Consider the following 14576-nt stretch of genomic DNA (forward strand, 5'->3'; position numbering starts at 1 on the left):
CCTATTATGACTCCAGTTATTGCCCTTGTCGGACGCCCTAACGTCGGCAAATCGACATTGTTTAATCAGATGACCCGTTCCAGGGATGCCCTGGTTGCGGATTTCCCGGGGCTAACCCGTGACCGCAAATACGGTGAGGGCAGCTACGAGGGGCAGCGCTTCATCGTCATTGATACCGGTGGCCTTACCGGTGACGAGCAGGGTCTGGATCTGGAAATGGCCCGGCAGTCCATGCAGGCGGTAGAAGAAGCCGACATTGTATTGTTCCTGGTAGACGGCCGTGCCGGCCTGACCGCAGGCGATGAACTCATTGCGGACAGTCTTCGTCGTTCCGGCAAGCTGGCTCACCTTGTTGTTAACAAGACCGATGGCCAGGATCCGGATATCGCGGCGTCCGATTTTTACAGCCTTGGCTTTGAGTCCACCTTTCTTGTTGCCGCCTCCCACAACCGCGGAATCCGTTCAATGCTCGAAATCCTGCTGCCCTCCGAAGAGGAGCGGGAGGAAGAGGACCGGGCAGATCGTTACCCTGGCATCCGTATCGGCGTGGTGGGGAGGCCGAACGTAGGTAAGTCTACCCTGGTCAACCGGATGCTCGGCGAGGACCGCGTCGTGGTTTACGACATGCCGGGTACCACCCGGGATAGTGTCTATATCCCGTACGAGCGTCAGGGCAGTCAATACACATTGATTGATACCGCAGGTGTCCGTCGGCGAAAGAATGTTAGCGAAGTGGTGGAAAAGTTTTCCATTATCAAAACGCTGCAGGCCATTGATGACGCTCATGTGGTCATTCTGGTCATTGATGCCCGGGAAGGACTGGTGGATCAGGATCTTCACCTCATCGGGTTTGTCCTCGATGCAGGCCGTTCGCTGGTAATTGCTATCAATAAGTGGGACGGCATGGATCCTGATGACCGGGCCAAGGTAAAAGAGCAGGTGCAGCGTCGTCTCGACTTCCTGGATTACGCCGATAAGCACTATATTTCAGCGCTTCACGGATCTGGTGTCGGCGTTATGTATGAGTCGGTGGAGGCGTGCTACGAGTCTGCCATGGCGAAGTGGCCGACCAATCGCCTGACTGCCATCCTGCAGGATGCCATTGCGCAGCACCAGCCTCCCATGGTGCATGGGCGTCGAATCAAACTGCGTTACGCACACCAGGGCGGGTCCAATCCGCCAGTGATTGTGGTTCACGGTAACCAGGTGGATTCGCTGCCGGGCGCGTACAAGCGATACCTTGAGAATACCTTCCGCAAGGTCCTGAAGGTAACGGGGTCACCGATCCGTTTTGAATTCAAATCAAGCGAAAATCCGTTCGCTGGCAAAGTGGACCGTCTGACGCCGCGTCAGAAGGTCAAGAAGGACAACGACGAGAAACAGGGTCGTCGCCCTAAGAAAAAACGCCAGAAGAGTCTCAAACGCTGATTCCGAGGCCGGGTGAGGGAAGATTGCCTCAGCCCGGCCCGGCATGTTCAACCTGCTTGGCCTGAACGGCGGTCAAGGCAACGGTGAACACAATATCCTCCACCAGTGCCCCCCGGGACAAATCGTTGACCGGCTTGCGCAGACCCTGCAGCATGGGTCCGATACTGACCACATTGGCACTGCGCTGAACTGCCTTGTAGGTGGTGTTGCCGGTATTCAGGTCCGGGAAAACGAATACCGTGGCCTTGCCCGCAACCTTGCTGTCCGGCGCCTTGCTCCTGGCCACGCTCTCGATGGCCGCAGCATCGTACTGAAGTGGTCCGTCTATCAGAAGATCCGGCCTGCGCTCACGAGCTATTTTTGTGGCTTCTCTTACCTTGTCTACATCCTGGCCGCTGCCTGATTCCCCAGTGCTGTAGCTGATCATCGCGACCACTGGCTCGATCCCGAAAGCTTCCGCTGATTCCGCGCTCTGGATAGCAATATCCGCCAGTTCCTCGGCATTCGGGTCCGGATTTATGGCGCAGTCCCCGTAAACCACCACCTGTTGCGGTAGCAACATGAAGAACACGGAAGAGACCACTCTTGCGTGGTCGTGGGTCTTGATCAGCTGAAGGGCGGGGCGCACCGTATTGGCTGTTGTGTGGATGGCCCCCGACACCAGGCCATCGGCCTCATCCAGAGCCACCATCATGGTACCCAGAACGACGTTGTCTTCGAGCATGGCTTCGGCCATGTCCGATGTCAGCCCCTTATGCTTGCGCAACTCTACCATTGGACCGACATAGCGCTGGCGCACCTCTGACGGATCAATAATCTCGATATCCTCAGGCAGCTCAAGATCCTGGGAATCCGCAACCCGCCCTATCTCTGCCGCATTCCCGATCAGGGCACACCGTGCCAGCTTGCGTTGATGACAGATAATAGCCGCCTGCACGGTTCTTGGCTCACTGCCCTCGGGCAGTACGATGCGTTTGTTCGCTGCCCGGGCCCGCTCTGACAGCTGATACCGGAAAGCCGGAGGAGAAAGTCTGTTTTGTCGCGCGACTTTGAGGTGCTGCTGCAGCCAGTCTGTGTCTATGCGAGTGGCAACCGCCTCCATCGCTTTTTCAATACGGTTGGGGTCATCGATTGGAATGGCGGACGAAAGATTCGCCAGCATGTGGGCCGTCTCATAGGTGTTGGCATCGGAGCCCAGTACCGGCAAACCGGTTTCCAGCGCTCGGTGACAGAGCTCGATCACACGCTGGTCCGGCATCAGGCCACCGGTGAGCATCAGGCCGGCCAGTGGGACCCCGTTCAGAGCAGCAACCGCTGTGGTCACCACAATGTCTTCTCGATCCCCCGGGGTTACCAGCAAGGTGCCGGGTCTGAGAGTCTCAGTCATATTGCGGATACTTCGGGCGCACACAGACACCTTCTGGATCCGGCGTGAGTGCATCTGGCCTTCGTTTAGGACCGGTAGTCCCAGCTCTCGGGCAATATCAGAAACCCGAGGTGCGAGCAGCTCCGGCTGCCAGGGAATCTCGGCAATCAGGCGAAAGCGCCCCTCGCTGAATACTTTGCACTGGCTCTGGTAATCAATGGTGGTCGGGGCAGGGTGGTTGCTGTTGGGTCGGGGCTCAAGACCCGCCTGCTCCGGCTCTCCGACCTTGTTCAGTATGACGCCAATGACATCCGGGTCGCTCGGGTTGGCAAACAGGCGCGACGAGAAGTCCAGTTCCTCATCGACTTGCTGGGCATCCAGGTTTTTTGGGGTATTCACGAGGATGACCTCGGAACCGAGGTTGCGGGCGACCTCCACGTTCAGCCTGGCAATGTAGGCTTCGCTACGGTCCGGGACCAGGCCTTCGATGATCACCACGTCCACGTCTCGCGCAACCTTCTGGTATTCGCCGACCACTGTCTCGAGCAGGTAATCGGATTTGCCTCTGTTGAGCAGCTGCTGGGCTTCCTTCAGCGCAATCGGATCTGGTGGATTGAGGTGGCTGCTGGCACGCACGAAAGCGACGGAGGAGTCCTGACCCGCGTTGTGCATGGATTCCGCGTGGTGGACGGACTGACAGAAAGGCTTGTAAAAGCCCACGCTCACGCCCACTCGCTCCAGGGCGCGCAGCAGCCCAAGACAAACCGACGTGAGCCCTGAATCAATGGATGTCGGTGCAAAAAAGAGACTCTTTGCCATGATGGTATTCCTGGTGATGCGTGTGGGTCAGGTCAGAGCTGCAGAGCCGGCAAGCCGGGATGCTTCCCTGGCAATAACCAGTTCCTCGTTGGTGGGGATCACCAACACGGGAAACCTGGAGTCGGGGCTTTCGATCCGGCCGTCGCTGAATTCGCCATGATGGTTGTTGAGGTCCGGGCTGAGGTCAAATCCCATGAGCTTGAGATGGTTGACGGTTTCCGCTCTGATTCGAGCGCTGTTTTCACCGATGCCGCCAGTAAAAACCAGCGCGTCCAGATGGCTCAGGGATGCCATCATGGCGCCAACGTAACGGGCCAGGCGAAAGCAGAACACATCAATGGCAGTTTGTGATGGCTCATGGCCGTGGTCCGCGAGTTCACAGAGAGAACGCATGTCATTGGTCTGGCCGGAAAGGCCGAGTAGGCCACTTTCCTGGTTCAGGATCCGGTGCACCTCTTCGGCAGCGATGCCCTTGCTGCGCAGAAAGTCGAAAAGGCCGGGATCGACATCCCCGCTACGGGTTCCCATCACCAGGCCTTCCAGAGGCGTAAGGCCCATGCTGGTATCAACACTGAGCCCGTCACGGATGGCGGCAATGCTGCAGCCGTTACCGAGGTGGGCTGAGATGATCGAGGTGGTTGCCTGTGTTTTGCACAGCAACCGGGCAGCTTCGGCGGCCATAAAGGCATGACTGGTGCCGTGGAATCCGTAACGGCGAATCCCCCAATCGCGGTACCAGGCCTCAGGCAGCGCATAGAGGAATGCCCGTCTGGGAAGAGTCTGGTGAAAGGCGGTATCGAAAACGGCGGCCTGGGGCACCTCGGGAAACTGTGCCAGGGTTGCGCGAATACCTGATAGATTGACCGGGTTGTGCAGTGGGGCCAGATTCGCGCAGTCCTCAATGGCATCGATGGCATCGGCATCAAGAAGCACGGCCTCGCGGAAAGTCTCGCCGCCATGAACGACCCGGTGGCCAACGGCCGTCGGGTCCGATGCCATCAGTCCCTGGTCCCGGAATGCCATGACCAGAGCGTTCAGCGCCTGATCGTGGCTGGCACCGGGATCCAGTGGAATGGTTCCTTTCCGGCCTTTAACCCGAGCAAACGCATCGCTCTGGTCAAGGCGTTCGGCCAGAGCGGACGCCAGCTTTCGATGCTGACCGTCAAATAACGCGAGTTTCAAGGATGAGCTGCCGCAGTTCACGACAAGTACGGTGTCTTCCATGGGAGTGACGTTCCAACGGTTTTCGATCTATACCCGATGATTGGTGACCAGCCAGGCGTCAAAATCCGGAGCTGGCAGAGGGCGACTGTAGAAGTACCCTTGAGAGAAGTCGCAACCTTCCTTTCTCAGGAAGTGGGTCTGAGCCTCTTCTTCCACACCTTCAGCGATCACCCGCAGGCCAAGGCTGTGGGCCATGTTGATGATGGCCCTTACCAGTGAGGCATCCTCGGGCTCCTTCATGACATCCTGAACAAACGATTTATCGATCTTCAGGGTATCAAACGGGTAGCTCTTCAGGTAGCTGAGGGCGGAATAGCCGGTGCCGAAATCGTCTACAGACAACCGGATGCCCGCTTTGTCGAGCTGTCGAAGGATCTCGGCGGTTTCAATGGAGTTGTCGAGAATCAGTCTTTCGGTGATCTCAAGTTCCAGCTGTTCCGGTGCCAGACCACTGGCCGAGAGGGCGTGCATGACGGCCTCGGTAAAGCCAGGATCGCGGAACTGGCGGGGTGATACATTCACGGAGATGCCGATGTCTTTTCCGATAGCCTGCTTCCATCCCATGGCAGCCCGACAGGCCTCCTCCAGAACCCACTCGCCAATGGGCGTAATCAGTCCGGTTTCCTCGGCCAGGGGAATGAAGCGATCAGGCATCACCATGCCCATGGCCGGATTGTTCCAGCGTAACAGAGCCTCAACCGAGCAAAGGGTACCGGATTCGGTATTCACGATAGGCTGGAAATACAGCTCAAATTCCCTCAGTTCCAGAGCCCTGCGCAGGCTGGACTCCATCTTCAGGCGTTCGTGTGAGACTTCGGTCATTTCCGGCGCGAAATGGGCGAAGGAACTCTTGCCTTTGTGCTTGGCCTGGTACATGGCGGCATCGGCGTGCTGTAGGAGCGTGCCGCTGTTATCAGAGTCTGTCGGGAAGATTGCAATCCCGATACTGGTGGTTACGAATACTTCCTGACCGTTCAGTATATAGGGCGGCGAGAAGGTCTTCAGAATACGCTCTGCCACCTGGGATGAAGCCTCCGGGCCGGTAAGGCCTGGCAAGATTACCAGGAACTCATCACCTCCCAGGCGGGCCACGGTACTGGTACCCCGAAGGCAGCTGGAAATCCTGCGGGCCGCCTCAATCAGCAGGTTGTCACCTGCGTCGTGGCCGAGGGTATCGTTTATGTGCTTGAAGTTATCGAGATCCAGGAACATCACCCCAACAAGGGTGCTTTCCCGACGTGCCTGGGCAAGTGCCAGCTTCAGTCGATCCAGGGCCAGCATTCGGTTCGGCAGACCGGTCAGGATGTCGTAGTTGGCCTGGCGCAACAGCTGCTGCTCATACCGTTTACGGATGCTGATGTCCTCACCGAGAATGAGGTAACCGGTGGTGCCCCCGGAATCGTCCTTGATGGGGGTAACTATCAGCTGCTCCCAGAAGCGTTCGCCGTTACGGCGCACGCTGTTCACTTCCCCCTGCCAGACCCCGACCCGCTGAACCTGCAAGCGGATAGATTGCCAGAGGTGCCGGTTATCACGGTTTTCTATATCGTTGTTCCCGAGTGAGCCCGGGTGTTTACCAATAATCGATCCGGCTTCGTACCCGGTTAACTGGGTGAATTTCTGGTTGGCAAATTCGATGCGCCACTGCCGGTCGCAGATCAGAACGGAAGAGGGACTTTGTTCAATGGCTTTGGAGAATTTGCGGATTTCGGCAGCATCTTTTTGTTGCCTTTCCATATCTGCATTGAGTCGCTCGCGCATCTGATTGATGGCTTCTTTAACCCGGCCGAGCTCGTCGTTGCGGTTTGATGGAGTGTCGGGTCTATCCAGAGTGAGGGGACTGGAGGTGGTTTTCAGGGAGAAGTCCCGTGCGTAATTCGCCATGGTCGTCAGATGGCGTGCAACGAAGTGTTGGAAGATCCAGATAATCAGAATCGAAACAAAGAATGTCTTGAGGAACTGGGTCAGGAGAATGACCCCCACCTTCCGCTTGAGTTCATCGTAGACCCGGTCCAGGTCTGCAGTCACTGTTAGCTCACCCAGTTTGAACATTTCATCGCCTTGATGAATGAGACTGAAGCTGTGGGATGTGGTTTTCGTGTCCCTGGGCAATTCACCGATGACCAGCTCGGAATCCGGTTCGATTCGCAGCCGAAGATGAACCACATCGGGCAGGCTGAGAATACCCTCCATCTGGGTTTGCAGGAGTTTCTGGTCAAGGGCCCATAGACTGCGGGCCAGACTGGAAGCGTAGCCGGCCTCAACCACCTGCATACGGTTGTCGATCTGCGAGAGGTCTTTTCGATAATCGGAGTAGATCTGGAGTGCGGACGCTACGAGTGTAAAAGCGGAGCTAAATAGGAGAATCCAGGCCAGCAGCCTGAAAGACAGGGGCGAGCCCGTTCGAAAACGTTGAAGACGCGTCGACAGTTTTGGCATGTCTTGAACTTCAGCTACCCAGACCGGTTAGAGATCGGACAATTCCCTTGAGTCCGACTATAGCAGTAGTCTCTTTCAAATGCCTTGCAAATGCAGGAAAAATCGAAGGAAACGTGTTGTGGTTCAGTATTTATGCGTACATCGGGCCTGCTAAATACGTTGACCTGGATCAATACCAAGCGGGCGTGCCGGGCGTAACCTGAGTTTCATCAAGTTAATTGCCGGAAGGAGAAGCAAAATGTATATGGATGCCGTTGTGATCGCGGGTATTGCCACCGTATTGCTGATGGTTGGCTTTTTTGTAGGTGTAGGCATCTTCGTGATGAAAGATCAGAAGGAGCACGGACACCAGGGCAGAAAAGAAGATAAGCACGGTCAGAAACCGATCTAAGGGTGCTGTCGGGGAATTCTGGCTTCCCACAACATCAAGGTAGAGAAATTGGCGTCCCCTAGGGGGTTCGAACCCCTGTTGCCGCCGTGAAAGGGCGGAGTCCTAGGCCACTAGACGAAGGGGACGCAACGTTTTCAACACCTTGCCTCGTCGAGGTGGCGCGTATATTAAGAAAGCTTCGGAACACTGTCAACGCCTTTTTTGAAAAAAATCAGCGGCGTTGATCGATGCCTTCCTCGACGCCGGTCGCTAGCAGAAGCCGTTTCACCGGGATGACCCCGGAGCAATGCATTGAGCCAATGCTGGCTCCAGATCGGGATACCGGAATTCAAAATTTTCCCTCGTAAGTTTCTCTGGAATAGCTTTCTGCCCGGTGAGCAGAAGGCGCGCCATTTCTCCCAGGGCGACCTTAAGTACTGGTGCCGGCGCCGGAAAAAGAGTGGGGCGGCGCAAAACCTTTCCCAGACTCCGGGTGAATTCTGCGTTGGTTGCCGGATTAGGACTTACCACATTGAACGGTCCAGAGGCGTCAGGGTTTTCCATCATCCAGATAACAGCGCCGACGACATCGTCGCGGTGGACCCACGGCATGTATTGGGTTCCGCTGCCGAGCCGCCCACCAAGTCCCAGTTTGAAGGGCAGGAGCATCCGTTCAAGGAAGCCACCGCCCGGGCCTGCCACAACCCCCGTTCGGGAGAAGCATACTCTCACGCCATCGTCTGCGAGAGGTTTGGCGGCGTTTTCCCAGTCGCGGCAAAGGCGGTGGGTAAATTCATCATTGGGGCTGGTCTCTTCCGTTACCGTCGCAGCCCCTTGGTCACCGTAGAAGCCTACAGCCGATCCGGAGACCAATACATCCGGCGCTTGTTCCCAGCTGCGGATGACCTCAACAAGCGTTTCGGTTACCCCAATCCGGCTGTCCCGCAGTTCCTGTTTGCGGGCTTCGGACCAACGTTTGTCAGCGATTCCTTCACCGGCAAGATTGATCACTGCATCAAACCCCGGGTGGGAACGGAGCTGTTGGAGATCGCGGATTGCTTCGACCCGACCACAATTGGACTTGACCGTTTCTGCCGGTTGCCGGCTGAAAACCGTAAGCTCGTAATCCCGTGCCAGCAGTTCACGGCACAGAACATGGCCGATAAATCCGGTACCACCGGTAATCAGAATCCTTTTCGACATAATTGTTGCTCCTTTCGCGCTTGTCCCGCCGAATCTTTTTCAAAACGCCGGGCTCAGGCTGGCGTCTCTTCCAGTTGAAGCATAACAACGTCTCGAATTGCCTGTCCGAGCAAAGGATTTTCACCAATCGGAGGCGCCAGCTGAATCGTTGCGCCATGAACTTTTTCCAGCTCTTCGATCATCGCTGGAACATCCTTGCGCAAGTGACGTCCGGCTGCGAGAAACAGGGGTACGATCCTAAACTCGGTTGTGCCTTCCGCAACGCCTTCCTTGATAACGGTATCCATGGATGGTTCGGCGAGTTCCATATAGGCAACCTGAGCGTTGTTGACAGATGCAAGCGTTGGCGCAGCAAGCTGTTCAAAGGTTTCACACCAGCGCTTGTCACTGCTTCCATGTGCCAACAGAATAATGCGGGGGCTTTTCATTGCCGCTCCTGAAGTAGTCAATTTAATAGGGCCTGTCGTAAGTCCGGTGTGCCAGGCGCTGTTCGAGGCCCGGCAATATCTAAAGTAACAGGGTGACGGTGAATGTTCGATTGGAAAGAGATTCTGGATTTCTGGTTTGGCGAATTGGACGAATATGGATTGCCTGACAGCGATCATCGGAACAAGTGGTTCCGGTCCGATCGCAGATTCGACCAGGAAATCCGGCGGCGTTTCCTGTCGATGGTGCTGTTTGCATCCGAACAGGGGCTGGACCACTGGAGAAGTGAGGCCGGCGGGATGCTCGCCGAGATCATCCTGCTCGACCAGTTTTCACGGAACATTTTCCGCGGCAGTGCCATGGCATTTGATCAGGACCGTCAGGCCAGAAAGCTCTGCCGGCAAGCGATGCAGAAAGGGCAGGATATGATGTTGGCCCCGGTCCACAGAGCGTTTCTTTATATGCCCATGCAGCATTCCGAGCTCAAAGACGATCAGGACATGTCCGTGGAGTGTTATGAACAGCTTGCGCGGTCGACCCAGGGGATTCTTGCTGATTTCATGGGCAGCTTTCTACAGTCTGCACGGGATCACCGGGCCATCATTAAGGAGTACGGTCGTTTTCCACACCGCAACAAGGCTCTCGGCAGAACTTCAACGCCAGAGGAGAGGGATTACCTGAAAGGTGGGCGCCGGTTCGGTCAGTAGGGTGATCGCTGTTTCCTTAAAGTTTTGTATAAAAAACGTACATTCTGACGGGGTTAGCAATTTTCCCTGATAAAATGCGCAACACTGACTTCTGACAGGCTGGCGATTCGGCTGTAGGCCTGCAATCATTTTTTCGGGGAATGTAATGCAAAAAACGCGGCGTTTTACGCCCGCTGGCCTGCTTTTGGCTGCGTGTGCTTCGCTACCTTTTTCAACGTTCGGCGCCTCTCTGGATGATCAGCTTCTAGGTCGCCTCAGCGCAGCCGCACCGAAACTTGATACAGCGGTTCTCAAAACAGCGATCAACGCTTCTCGCTGCGCTGTCTCGAGTGGCGTGGAAATGCCCGAGCGGCTCGCGGTTATCGATTTCTCGTTGCCGTCCAGTCAGGAGCGGCTCTGGATTTTTGACCTTGACAAGGGTGAGTTGGTGCTGCGCGACCTGGTCGCCCATGGTAAGAATTCTGGGAATTTTGAATCGACTGCCTTTTCCAACGTCGAGGGCAGCCACCAGTCCAGTATCGGGCTTTTCCAGGCCCGGGAATCCTATTACGGTAAGCACGGGTATTCGCTCAGGCTGGATGGTCTCGAACCGGGAATCAATGATCTTGCCAGGCAGCGCGCCATCGTTATTCATGGCGCCGATTACGTCAATGATGACTGGGTCAGTAAATACGGCCGTATTGGTCGCAGCCACGGGTGCCCAGCCGTGGATAGCCAGATCATCAAACGCGTGGTAGATAATCTGAAAGGGGGGCAACTGGTGTTCAAGTACTACCCCGATCAGGAATGGCTGCACAGTTCCGGTTTCCTGAAATGTGACAACAAGACACTGGCTGGAAAAAACCTGCAAAAAAGTGGTTGACGGCTTCGTCGGGATCCGTAGAATACGCCTCCGTTGTCGGTAACAGCCGATCAGCATTGCGGGAATAGCTCAGTTGGTAGAGCACAACCTTGCCAAGGTTGGGGTCGCGAGTTCGAATCTCGTTTCCCGCTCCAGATTTCGAAAACCCGGTCCTGAAAAGGGCCGGGTTTTTTCGTTTTCGGGCACCTGCAACCTCGGCGCCGGGGTGTGCGGTCAGGTATACTCATCAGCCTGTTTCGAGTCCCGATTCTCTGTGGGAGGCTGCCTCCATGAAGGTCCATTCGCTGTTCGTATACCCCGTCAAATCTCTTTCCGGTATTGAGGTGACCAGTTTTCATACCGACGATTTCGGTCCAGTCGGCGACAGGCGATGGATGATCGTTGATGATGAGCGGCGGTTTGTTACCCAGAGAGAGCATCCCGAACTTGCCCGGGTGGAAACACGGTTGGATGGTGATCAGGTCGTTATCACCATTCCCGGTGAAGGTGAGTTTGGCCTGACGCCCTCCAATGATGAGCTTCGGGTACTGGTGTGGCGGGACTGGGTGAAGGCTCTGGCAGGCTTGCAGGAAGCCAGTGATGCTCTGAGTCGGTTTTGTCGCAAGTCCGTTCGTCTGGTATTCATGCCGGACAGCTCCTTCCGCCGGGTTGATGCGGGCCGGGTCGACGAGTACCGGCGAGTGGGCTTTGCTGATGGTTTTCCTTTCCTCGTTACCAATATCGCCTCGTTGGTAGAGCTCAACACCCGGCTGGAGCTGCCCGTGGAGATGCGGAGGTTCCGGCCCAACATCGTCATTGAGGGCGCGAATGCCTGGGATGAGGACCGCTGGCAGAGCTTGAGCATTGGCAATAACCGTCTGAGTATCGTAAAACCCTGTTCACGCTGCGTAATGACAACCGTCGACCCTTCGACCGGCCTGAAGGATGCTGCCGTACAGCCGCTCAGAACCCTGTCCCGCTATCGCAGGACCGGGGAGGGCGTGATCTTCGGCCAGAACGCGATTCATGAATCACCAGGACTTATCCGGGTCGGTGAACCCGTTACTGTCAATCAAACGGAGTAAAACCAAACGTGCCACTGTTAACGCTGGACTCAGTCTCCCTGGCTTATGGAATGCATCCGCTGCTGGATCAGGCCTCATTGGTTATCGATGCCGGAGAGCGTGTGTGTTTGCTGGGACGAAACGGCGAGGGAAAATCGACCCTGCTGAAAATTGTCAGCGGAGAGGTGACACCCGATGGTGGCGTGGTGCGTCTCGATGATGGCGCGGTTCTGGCGGTGCTGCCACAGAACCTGCCGTCCGAGGACACCCGCACGGCCTATGAAGTCGTCGCCGGAGCCTTTCCGGAAACCGGCAAGTTGCTGGCAGAGTTCCATCAGTTGTCGCAGCAGGGCGACGAGGCGAGCCTGGACCGGTTGATGAAAGTCCAGGAGCGTCTTGAAGCCCTGGACGGTTGGCGACTGGATCAGAAGGTAACCACCATTCTCGGTCAGTATGGCGTTGATCCGGATCAGACCCTCGATACCCTTTCTGGGGGCTGGCAGCGCCGTGTTCTCCTGGCAAAAGCACTGGTTGCCGATCCGGACATACTGTTGCTGGATGAGCCGACAAACCACCTGGACGTACCGGCAATAGCCTGGCTGGAAGAGGCCCTGGGTCAGTTTCGGGGCGCCATGCTCTTTGTCAGCCACGATCGCGCATTTATCCGGCGGATGGCGACCCGGATTGTAGAGCTGGATCGGGGGAAACTGGTGAGCTTTGCTGCCACCTACGACCGCTACCTGGACCTCAAGGAAAAAGCGCTTGAGGAGGAGGAGCGGCAGAACGCGCTGTTCGATAAGCGGCTGAAGCAGGAAGAGGCCTGGATCCGCCAGGGCATCAAGGCTCGCAGAACCCGTAATATGGGGCGAGTTCGTGCCCTGAAGGCTATGCGTGAGGAGCACAGGCAGCGCCGTGTGCGCGGGGGAACCGCGACCTTTGCGGTGGAAGATGCGGCCCGTTCAGGAAAGCTCGTGGTTGAAACCAGGGACGCGGGCTTTGCCTACCCGGATGGCGCACCGGTTATCAGAGACATGAATCTCACCATTCTGCGGGGCGACAAGATCGGGCTTGTTGGGGAAAATGGCACAGGCAAGACCACGCTTGTTCGCCTTCTGTTGGGGGATTTGGAACCAACTGAGGGTTCCATTCGTCTTGGAACCAATCTGCAGGTTGCCTATTTCGATCAGTTGCGCGGAGAGCTCGATCTGACGCGGAACGCATTGGATAACCTTTCCGAGGGCCGGGAGTTCATCGACATCAATGGCCAGAGCAAGCATGTGCTCGGCTATTTGCAGGAGTTCCTGTTTACGCCGGAACGAGCCAGATCTCCGGTCAGCGTTTTTTCGGGTGGCGAGCGCGCTCGATTGCTGCTGGCTAAGCTGTTCAGCAAGCCAGCCAATATCCTGGTGCTCGACGAACCAACCAATGATCTGGATGTGGAAACGCTGGAGTTGCTGGAAGAACAGCTGGCGGAATTTGCCGGCACAGTGATCGTGATCAGTCACGACCGTGAGTTTCTTGATAATGTGATCACCGAAACGGTTTTCCTGGATGGTTCGGGCAAAGTGCGTGAGTACGTTGGCGGCTACACCGACTGGCGTCGTCAGGGCGGTTGCTTCCCGTCAGAAGCGACGGGTAACCGACCGGATAAGCAGGATAAAACCAGCAAGACATCCGGTAGCACCGACAAGGTCGTATCACAGAAACCTGCAGAAAGTGCAAAACCGCGGGCGCAGCCTGAAAAGGCCAAACCCGTGAAGCTGAGTTACAAGCTCAAGCTCGAACTGGAACAGTTGCCAGGACAGATCGAGGGGCTCGAGCAGGAAGTCGCCGGTCTGCAGGAAAAGATTTCCCGGGCTGATTTTTATTCAGGCCCACCGGATGAAGTCTCGGCCACTCTGGAAGCGTTGACGGAAAAGGAAAACCGTCTGGAGAAGGTCATTGAGCGGTGGATGGAGCTGGAAGAACAGGCAAATCAATGAACGTACATTACGATTTCAGATTTCAGGACGGTCGTACCGTCGAATTCAAGGTTACGGACAAGCCGTCCCGGCCTTCGGGCTCGCTTGCGTCATGGACAAAACTGGAGCATTGCCAGTGTAGCAACTGCCCGTTAAAAACGTCGGACTCTCCGTACTGCCCCGCGGCAACGGAAATACTGCCCGTGGTGGATGCCTTCCGGGATGAAGACGCCTATCAGAAGGTTGAGGTGAGGGTAACGGACGACCGTCGCAGCTATGTCAAACAGACGGCACTTGAAGAGGCGCTTCGGTCGTTGCTTGGGCTTAAAATGGCAACCAGCGGTTGCCCGGTTCTTTCAGAGCTCAAGCCGATGGCCGTCCACCATTTGCCGTTTGCAAACACCGATGAATTTATCATGCGCAGTGTTTCTCACTACCTGTTACAGCAATACTTTGCCAAACGGAATCACCAGACTCCGGACTGGGAGCTCAAGGGGCTTGTGGAGCGGAATCAAAGGCTGCAGCTGGTTAATCAGGCCCTGTGGCAGCGTATTCACTCGGTCTGCAAGGGGGACAGCAACCTGAAGGCGCTACTGAACTTCTTTTCGATGGCGTCGAGCGTCAGCTTTTCCCTGGAAAGTCAGCTACGCAAACTGGAGGCGAAAATGAGCGGGGAGGGAGCCTGATAGCTACTTACCCTGAACACAGGCCCGGGCCAATGCCCGGGC

At 56.3% G+C, this 14576-nt stretch carries 11 protein-coding genes, 2 tRNA genes and 1 pseudogene; 8 read left to right on the top strand and 6 right to left on the bottom strand.

All coding sequences use genetic code 11. From position 1 onward, the window contains the following. The first annotated feature begins 6 nt into the window (after positions 1-6). Positions 7-1428, top strand: coding sequence for a ribosome biogenesis GTPase Der (der, locus tag FMN52_RS00420; RefSeq protein ID WP_148606756.1), 1422 nt, complete (start codon positions 7-9; stop codon positions 1426-1428). A 28-nt stretch (positions 1429-1456) separates the two neighbouring features. On the opposite strand, the gene pta is transcribed toward der, so the two are convergent. Genes pta through FMN52_RS00435 form a run of 3 tightly spaced genes read right to left on the bottom strand, consistent with a single transcriptional unit; the run spans position 1457 to position 7276 of the window. Then, on the bottom strand, positions 1457-3613 hold the full coding sequence (gene pta / locus FMN52_RS00425) for a phosphate acetyltransferase (protein ID WP_148606757.1): 2157 nt from the start codon (positions 3611-3613) through the stop codon (positions 1457-1459). Positions 3614-3640: 27 nt separating this feature from the next. Further along, complete coding sequence (locus tag FMN52_RS00430; RefSeq protein ID WP_148606758.1) at positions 3641-4837, bottom strand: acetate kinase; 1197 nt, start codon at positions 4835-4837, stop codon at positions 3641-3643. Between the two features lie 27 nt (positions 4838-4864). After that, positions 4865-7276 (bottom strand): EAL domain-containing protein, encoded by a 2412-nt coding sequence (locus FMN52_RS00435; RefSeq protein ID WP_148606759.1) that lies wholly within the window; start codon positions 7274-7276, stop codon positions 4865-4867. 238 nt (positions 7277-7514) lie between these two features. Here FMN52_RS00435 and ccoM point away from each other — a divergent pair. Then, a pseudogene (gene ccoM, locus FMN52_RS20135) lies at positions 7515-7607 on the top strand (cytochrome c oxidase subunit CcoM); the annotation flags it as partial. A gap of 109 nt (positions 7608-7716) precedes the next feature. On the opposite strand, the gene FMN52_RS00440 reads toward ccoM, so the two are convergent. The 3 genes from FMN52_RS00440 to FMN52_RS00450 form a co-directional block, all read right to left on the bottom strand. Beyond that, positions 7717-7792, bottom strand: a tRNA-Glu gene (locus tag FMN52_RS00440). Positions 7793-7931: 139 nt separating this feature from the next. Next, on the bottom strand, positions 7932-8849 hold the full coding sequence (locus FMN52_RS00445) for a TIGR01777 family oxidoreductase (RefSeq protein WP_148606760.1): 918 nt from the start codon (positions 8847-8849) through the stop codon (positions 7932-7934). 53 nt (positions 8850-8902) lie between these two features. Continuing rightward, positions 8903-9277: a CbiX/SirB N-terminal domain-containing protein gene (locus tag FMN52_RS00450; protein WP_148606761.1), complete on the bottom strand. Its 375-nt coding sequence runs from the start codon at positions 9275-9277 to the stop codon at positions 8903-8905. 102 nt (positions 9278-9379) lie between these two features. Between FMN52_RS00450 and FMN52_RS00455 the strand changes: the two genes are divergently transcribed. The 6 genes from FMN52_RS00455 (at position 9380) to FMN52_RS00480 (ending at position 14534) form a co-directional block, all read left to right on the top strand. Next, on the top strand, positions 9380-9982 hold the full coding sequence (locus tag FMN52_RS00455) for a DUF924 family protein (RefSeq protein ID WP_148606762.1): 603 nt from the start codon (positions 9380-9382) through the stop codon (positions 9980-9982). A gap of 145 nt (positions 9983-10127) precedes the next feature. Continuing rightward, positions 10128-10844, top strand: coding sequence for a murein L,D-transpeptidase catalytic domain family protein (locus FMN52_RS00460; RefSeq protein WP_148606763.1), 717 nt, complete (start codon positions 10128-10130; stop codon positions 10842-10844). A 58-nt stretch (positions 10845-10902) separates the two neighbouring features. Next, positions 10903-10978, top strand: a tRNA-Gly gene (locus FMN52_RS00465). Between the two features lie 135 nt (positions 10979-11113). Beyond that, the gene (locus tag FMN52_RS00470) at positions 11114-11908 is read left to right on the top strand and encodes an MOSC N-terminal beta barrel domain-containing protein (protein ID WP_148606764.1); all 795 of its coding nucleotides are present in this window, start codon (positions 11114-11116) and stop codon (positions 11906-11908) included. Positions 11909-11916: 8 nt separating this feature from the next. Then, on the top strand, positions 11917-13869 hold the full coding sequence (locus FMN52_RS00475; RefSeq protein WP_148606765.1) for an ATP-binding cassette domain-containing protein: 1953 nt from the start codon (positions 11917-11919) through the stop codon (positions 13867-13869). Continuing rightward, positions 13866-14534: a hypothetical protein gene (locus FMN52_RS00480; RefSeq protein ID WP_148606766.1), complete on the top strand. Its 669-nt coding sequence runs from the start codon at positions 13866-13868 to the stop codon at positions 14532-14534. Before FMN52_RS00475 ends, FMN52_RS00480 begins: the two co-directional genes overlap by 4 nt. Positions 14535-14576 lie beyond the last annotated feature (42 nt).

This window comes from Marinobacter sp. BW6 (genome assembly GCF_008107725.1).
Taxonomy (GTDB): domain Bacteria; phylum Pseudomonadota; class Gammaproteobacteria; order Pseudomonadales; family Oleiphilaceae; genus Marinobacter.

What these genes read in the sequence shown, in the direction of transcription:
- der (WP_148606756.1), top strand. Translation starts at nt 7, where the DNA reads ATGACTCCAGTTATTGCCCTTGTCGGACGCCCTAACGTCGGCAAATCG.
- pta (WP_148606757.1), bottom strand. Translation starts at nt 3,613, where the DNA reads ATGGCAAAGAGTCTCTTTTTTGCACCGACATCCATTGATTCAGGGCTC.
- FMN52_RS00430 (WP_148606758.1), bottom strand. Translation starts at nt 4,837, where the DNA reads ATGGAAGACACCGTACTTGTCGTGAACTGCGGCAGCTCATCCTTGAAA.
- FMN52_RS00435 (WP_148606759.1), bottom strand. Translation starts at nt 7,276, where the DNA reads ATGCCAAAACTGTCGACGCGTCTTCAACGTTTTCGAACGGGCTCGCCC.
- FMN52_RS00445 (WP_148606760.1), bottom strand. Translation starts at nt 8,849, where the DNA reads ATGTCGAAAAGGATTCTGATTACCGGTGGTACCGGATTTATCGGCCAT.
- FMN52_RS00450 (WP_148606761.1), bottom strand. Translation starts at nt 9,277, where the DNA reads ATGAAAAGCCCCCGCATTATTCTGTTGGCACATGGAAGCAGTGACAAG.
- FMN52_RS00455 (WP_148606762.1), top strand. Translation starts at nt 9,380, where the DNA reads ATGTTCGATTGGAAAGAGATTCTGGATTTCTGGTTTGGCGAATTGGAC.
- FMN52_RS00460 (WP_148606763.1), top strand. Translation starts at nt 10,128, where the DNA reads ATGCAAAAAACGCGGCGTTTTACGCCCGCTGGCCTGCTTTTGGCTGCG.
- FMN52_RS00470 (WP_148606764.1), top strand. Translation starts at nt 11,114, where the DNA reads ATGAAGGTCCATTCGCTGTTCGTATACCCCGTCAAATCTCTTTCCGGT.
- FMN52_RS00480 (WP_148606766.1), top strand. Translation starts at nt 13,866, where the DNA reads ATGAACGTACATTACGATTTCAGATTTCAGGACGGTCGTACCGTCGAA.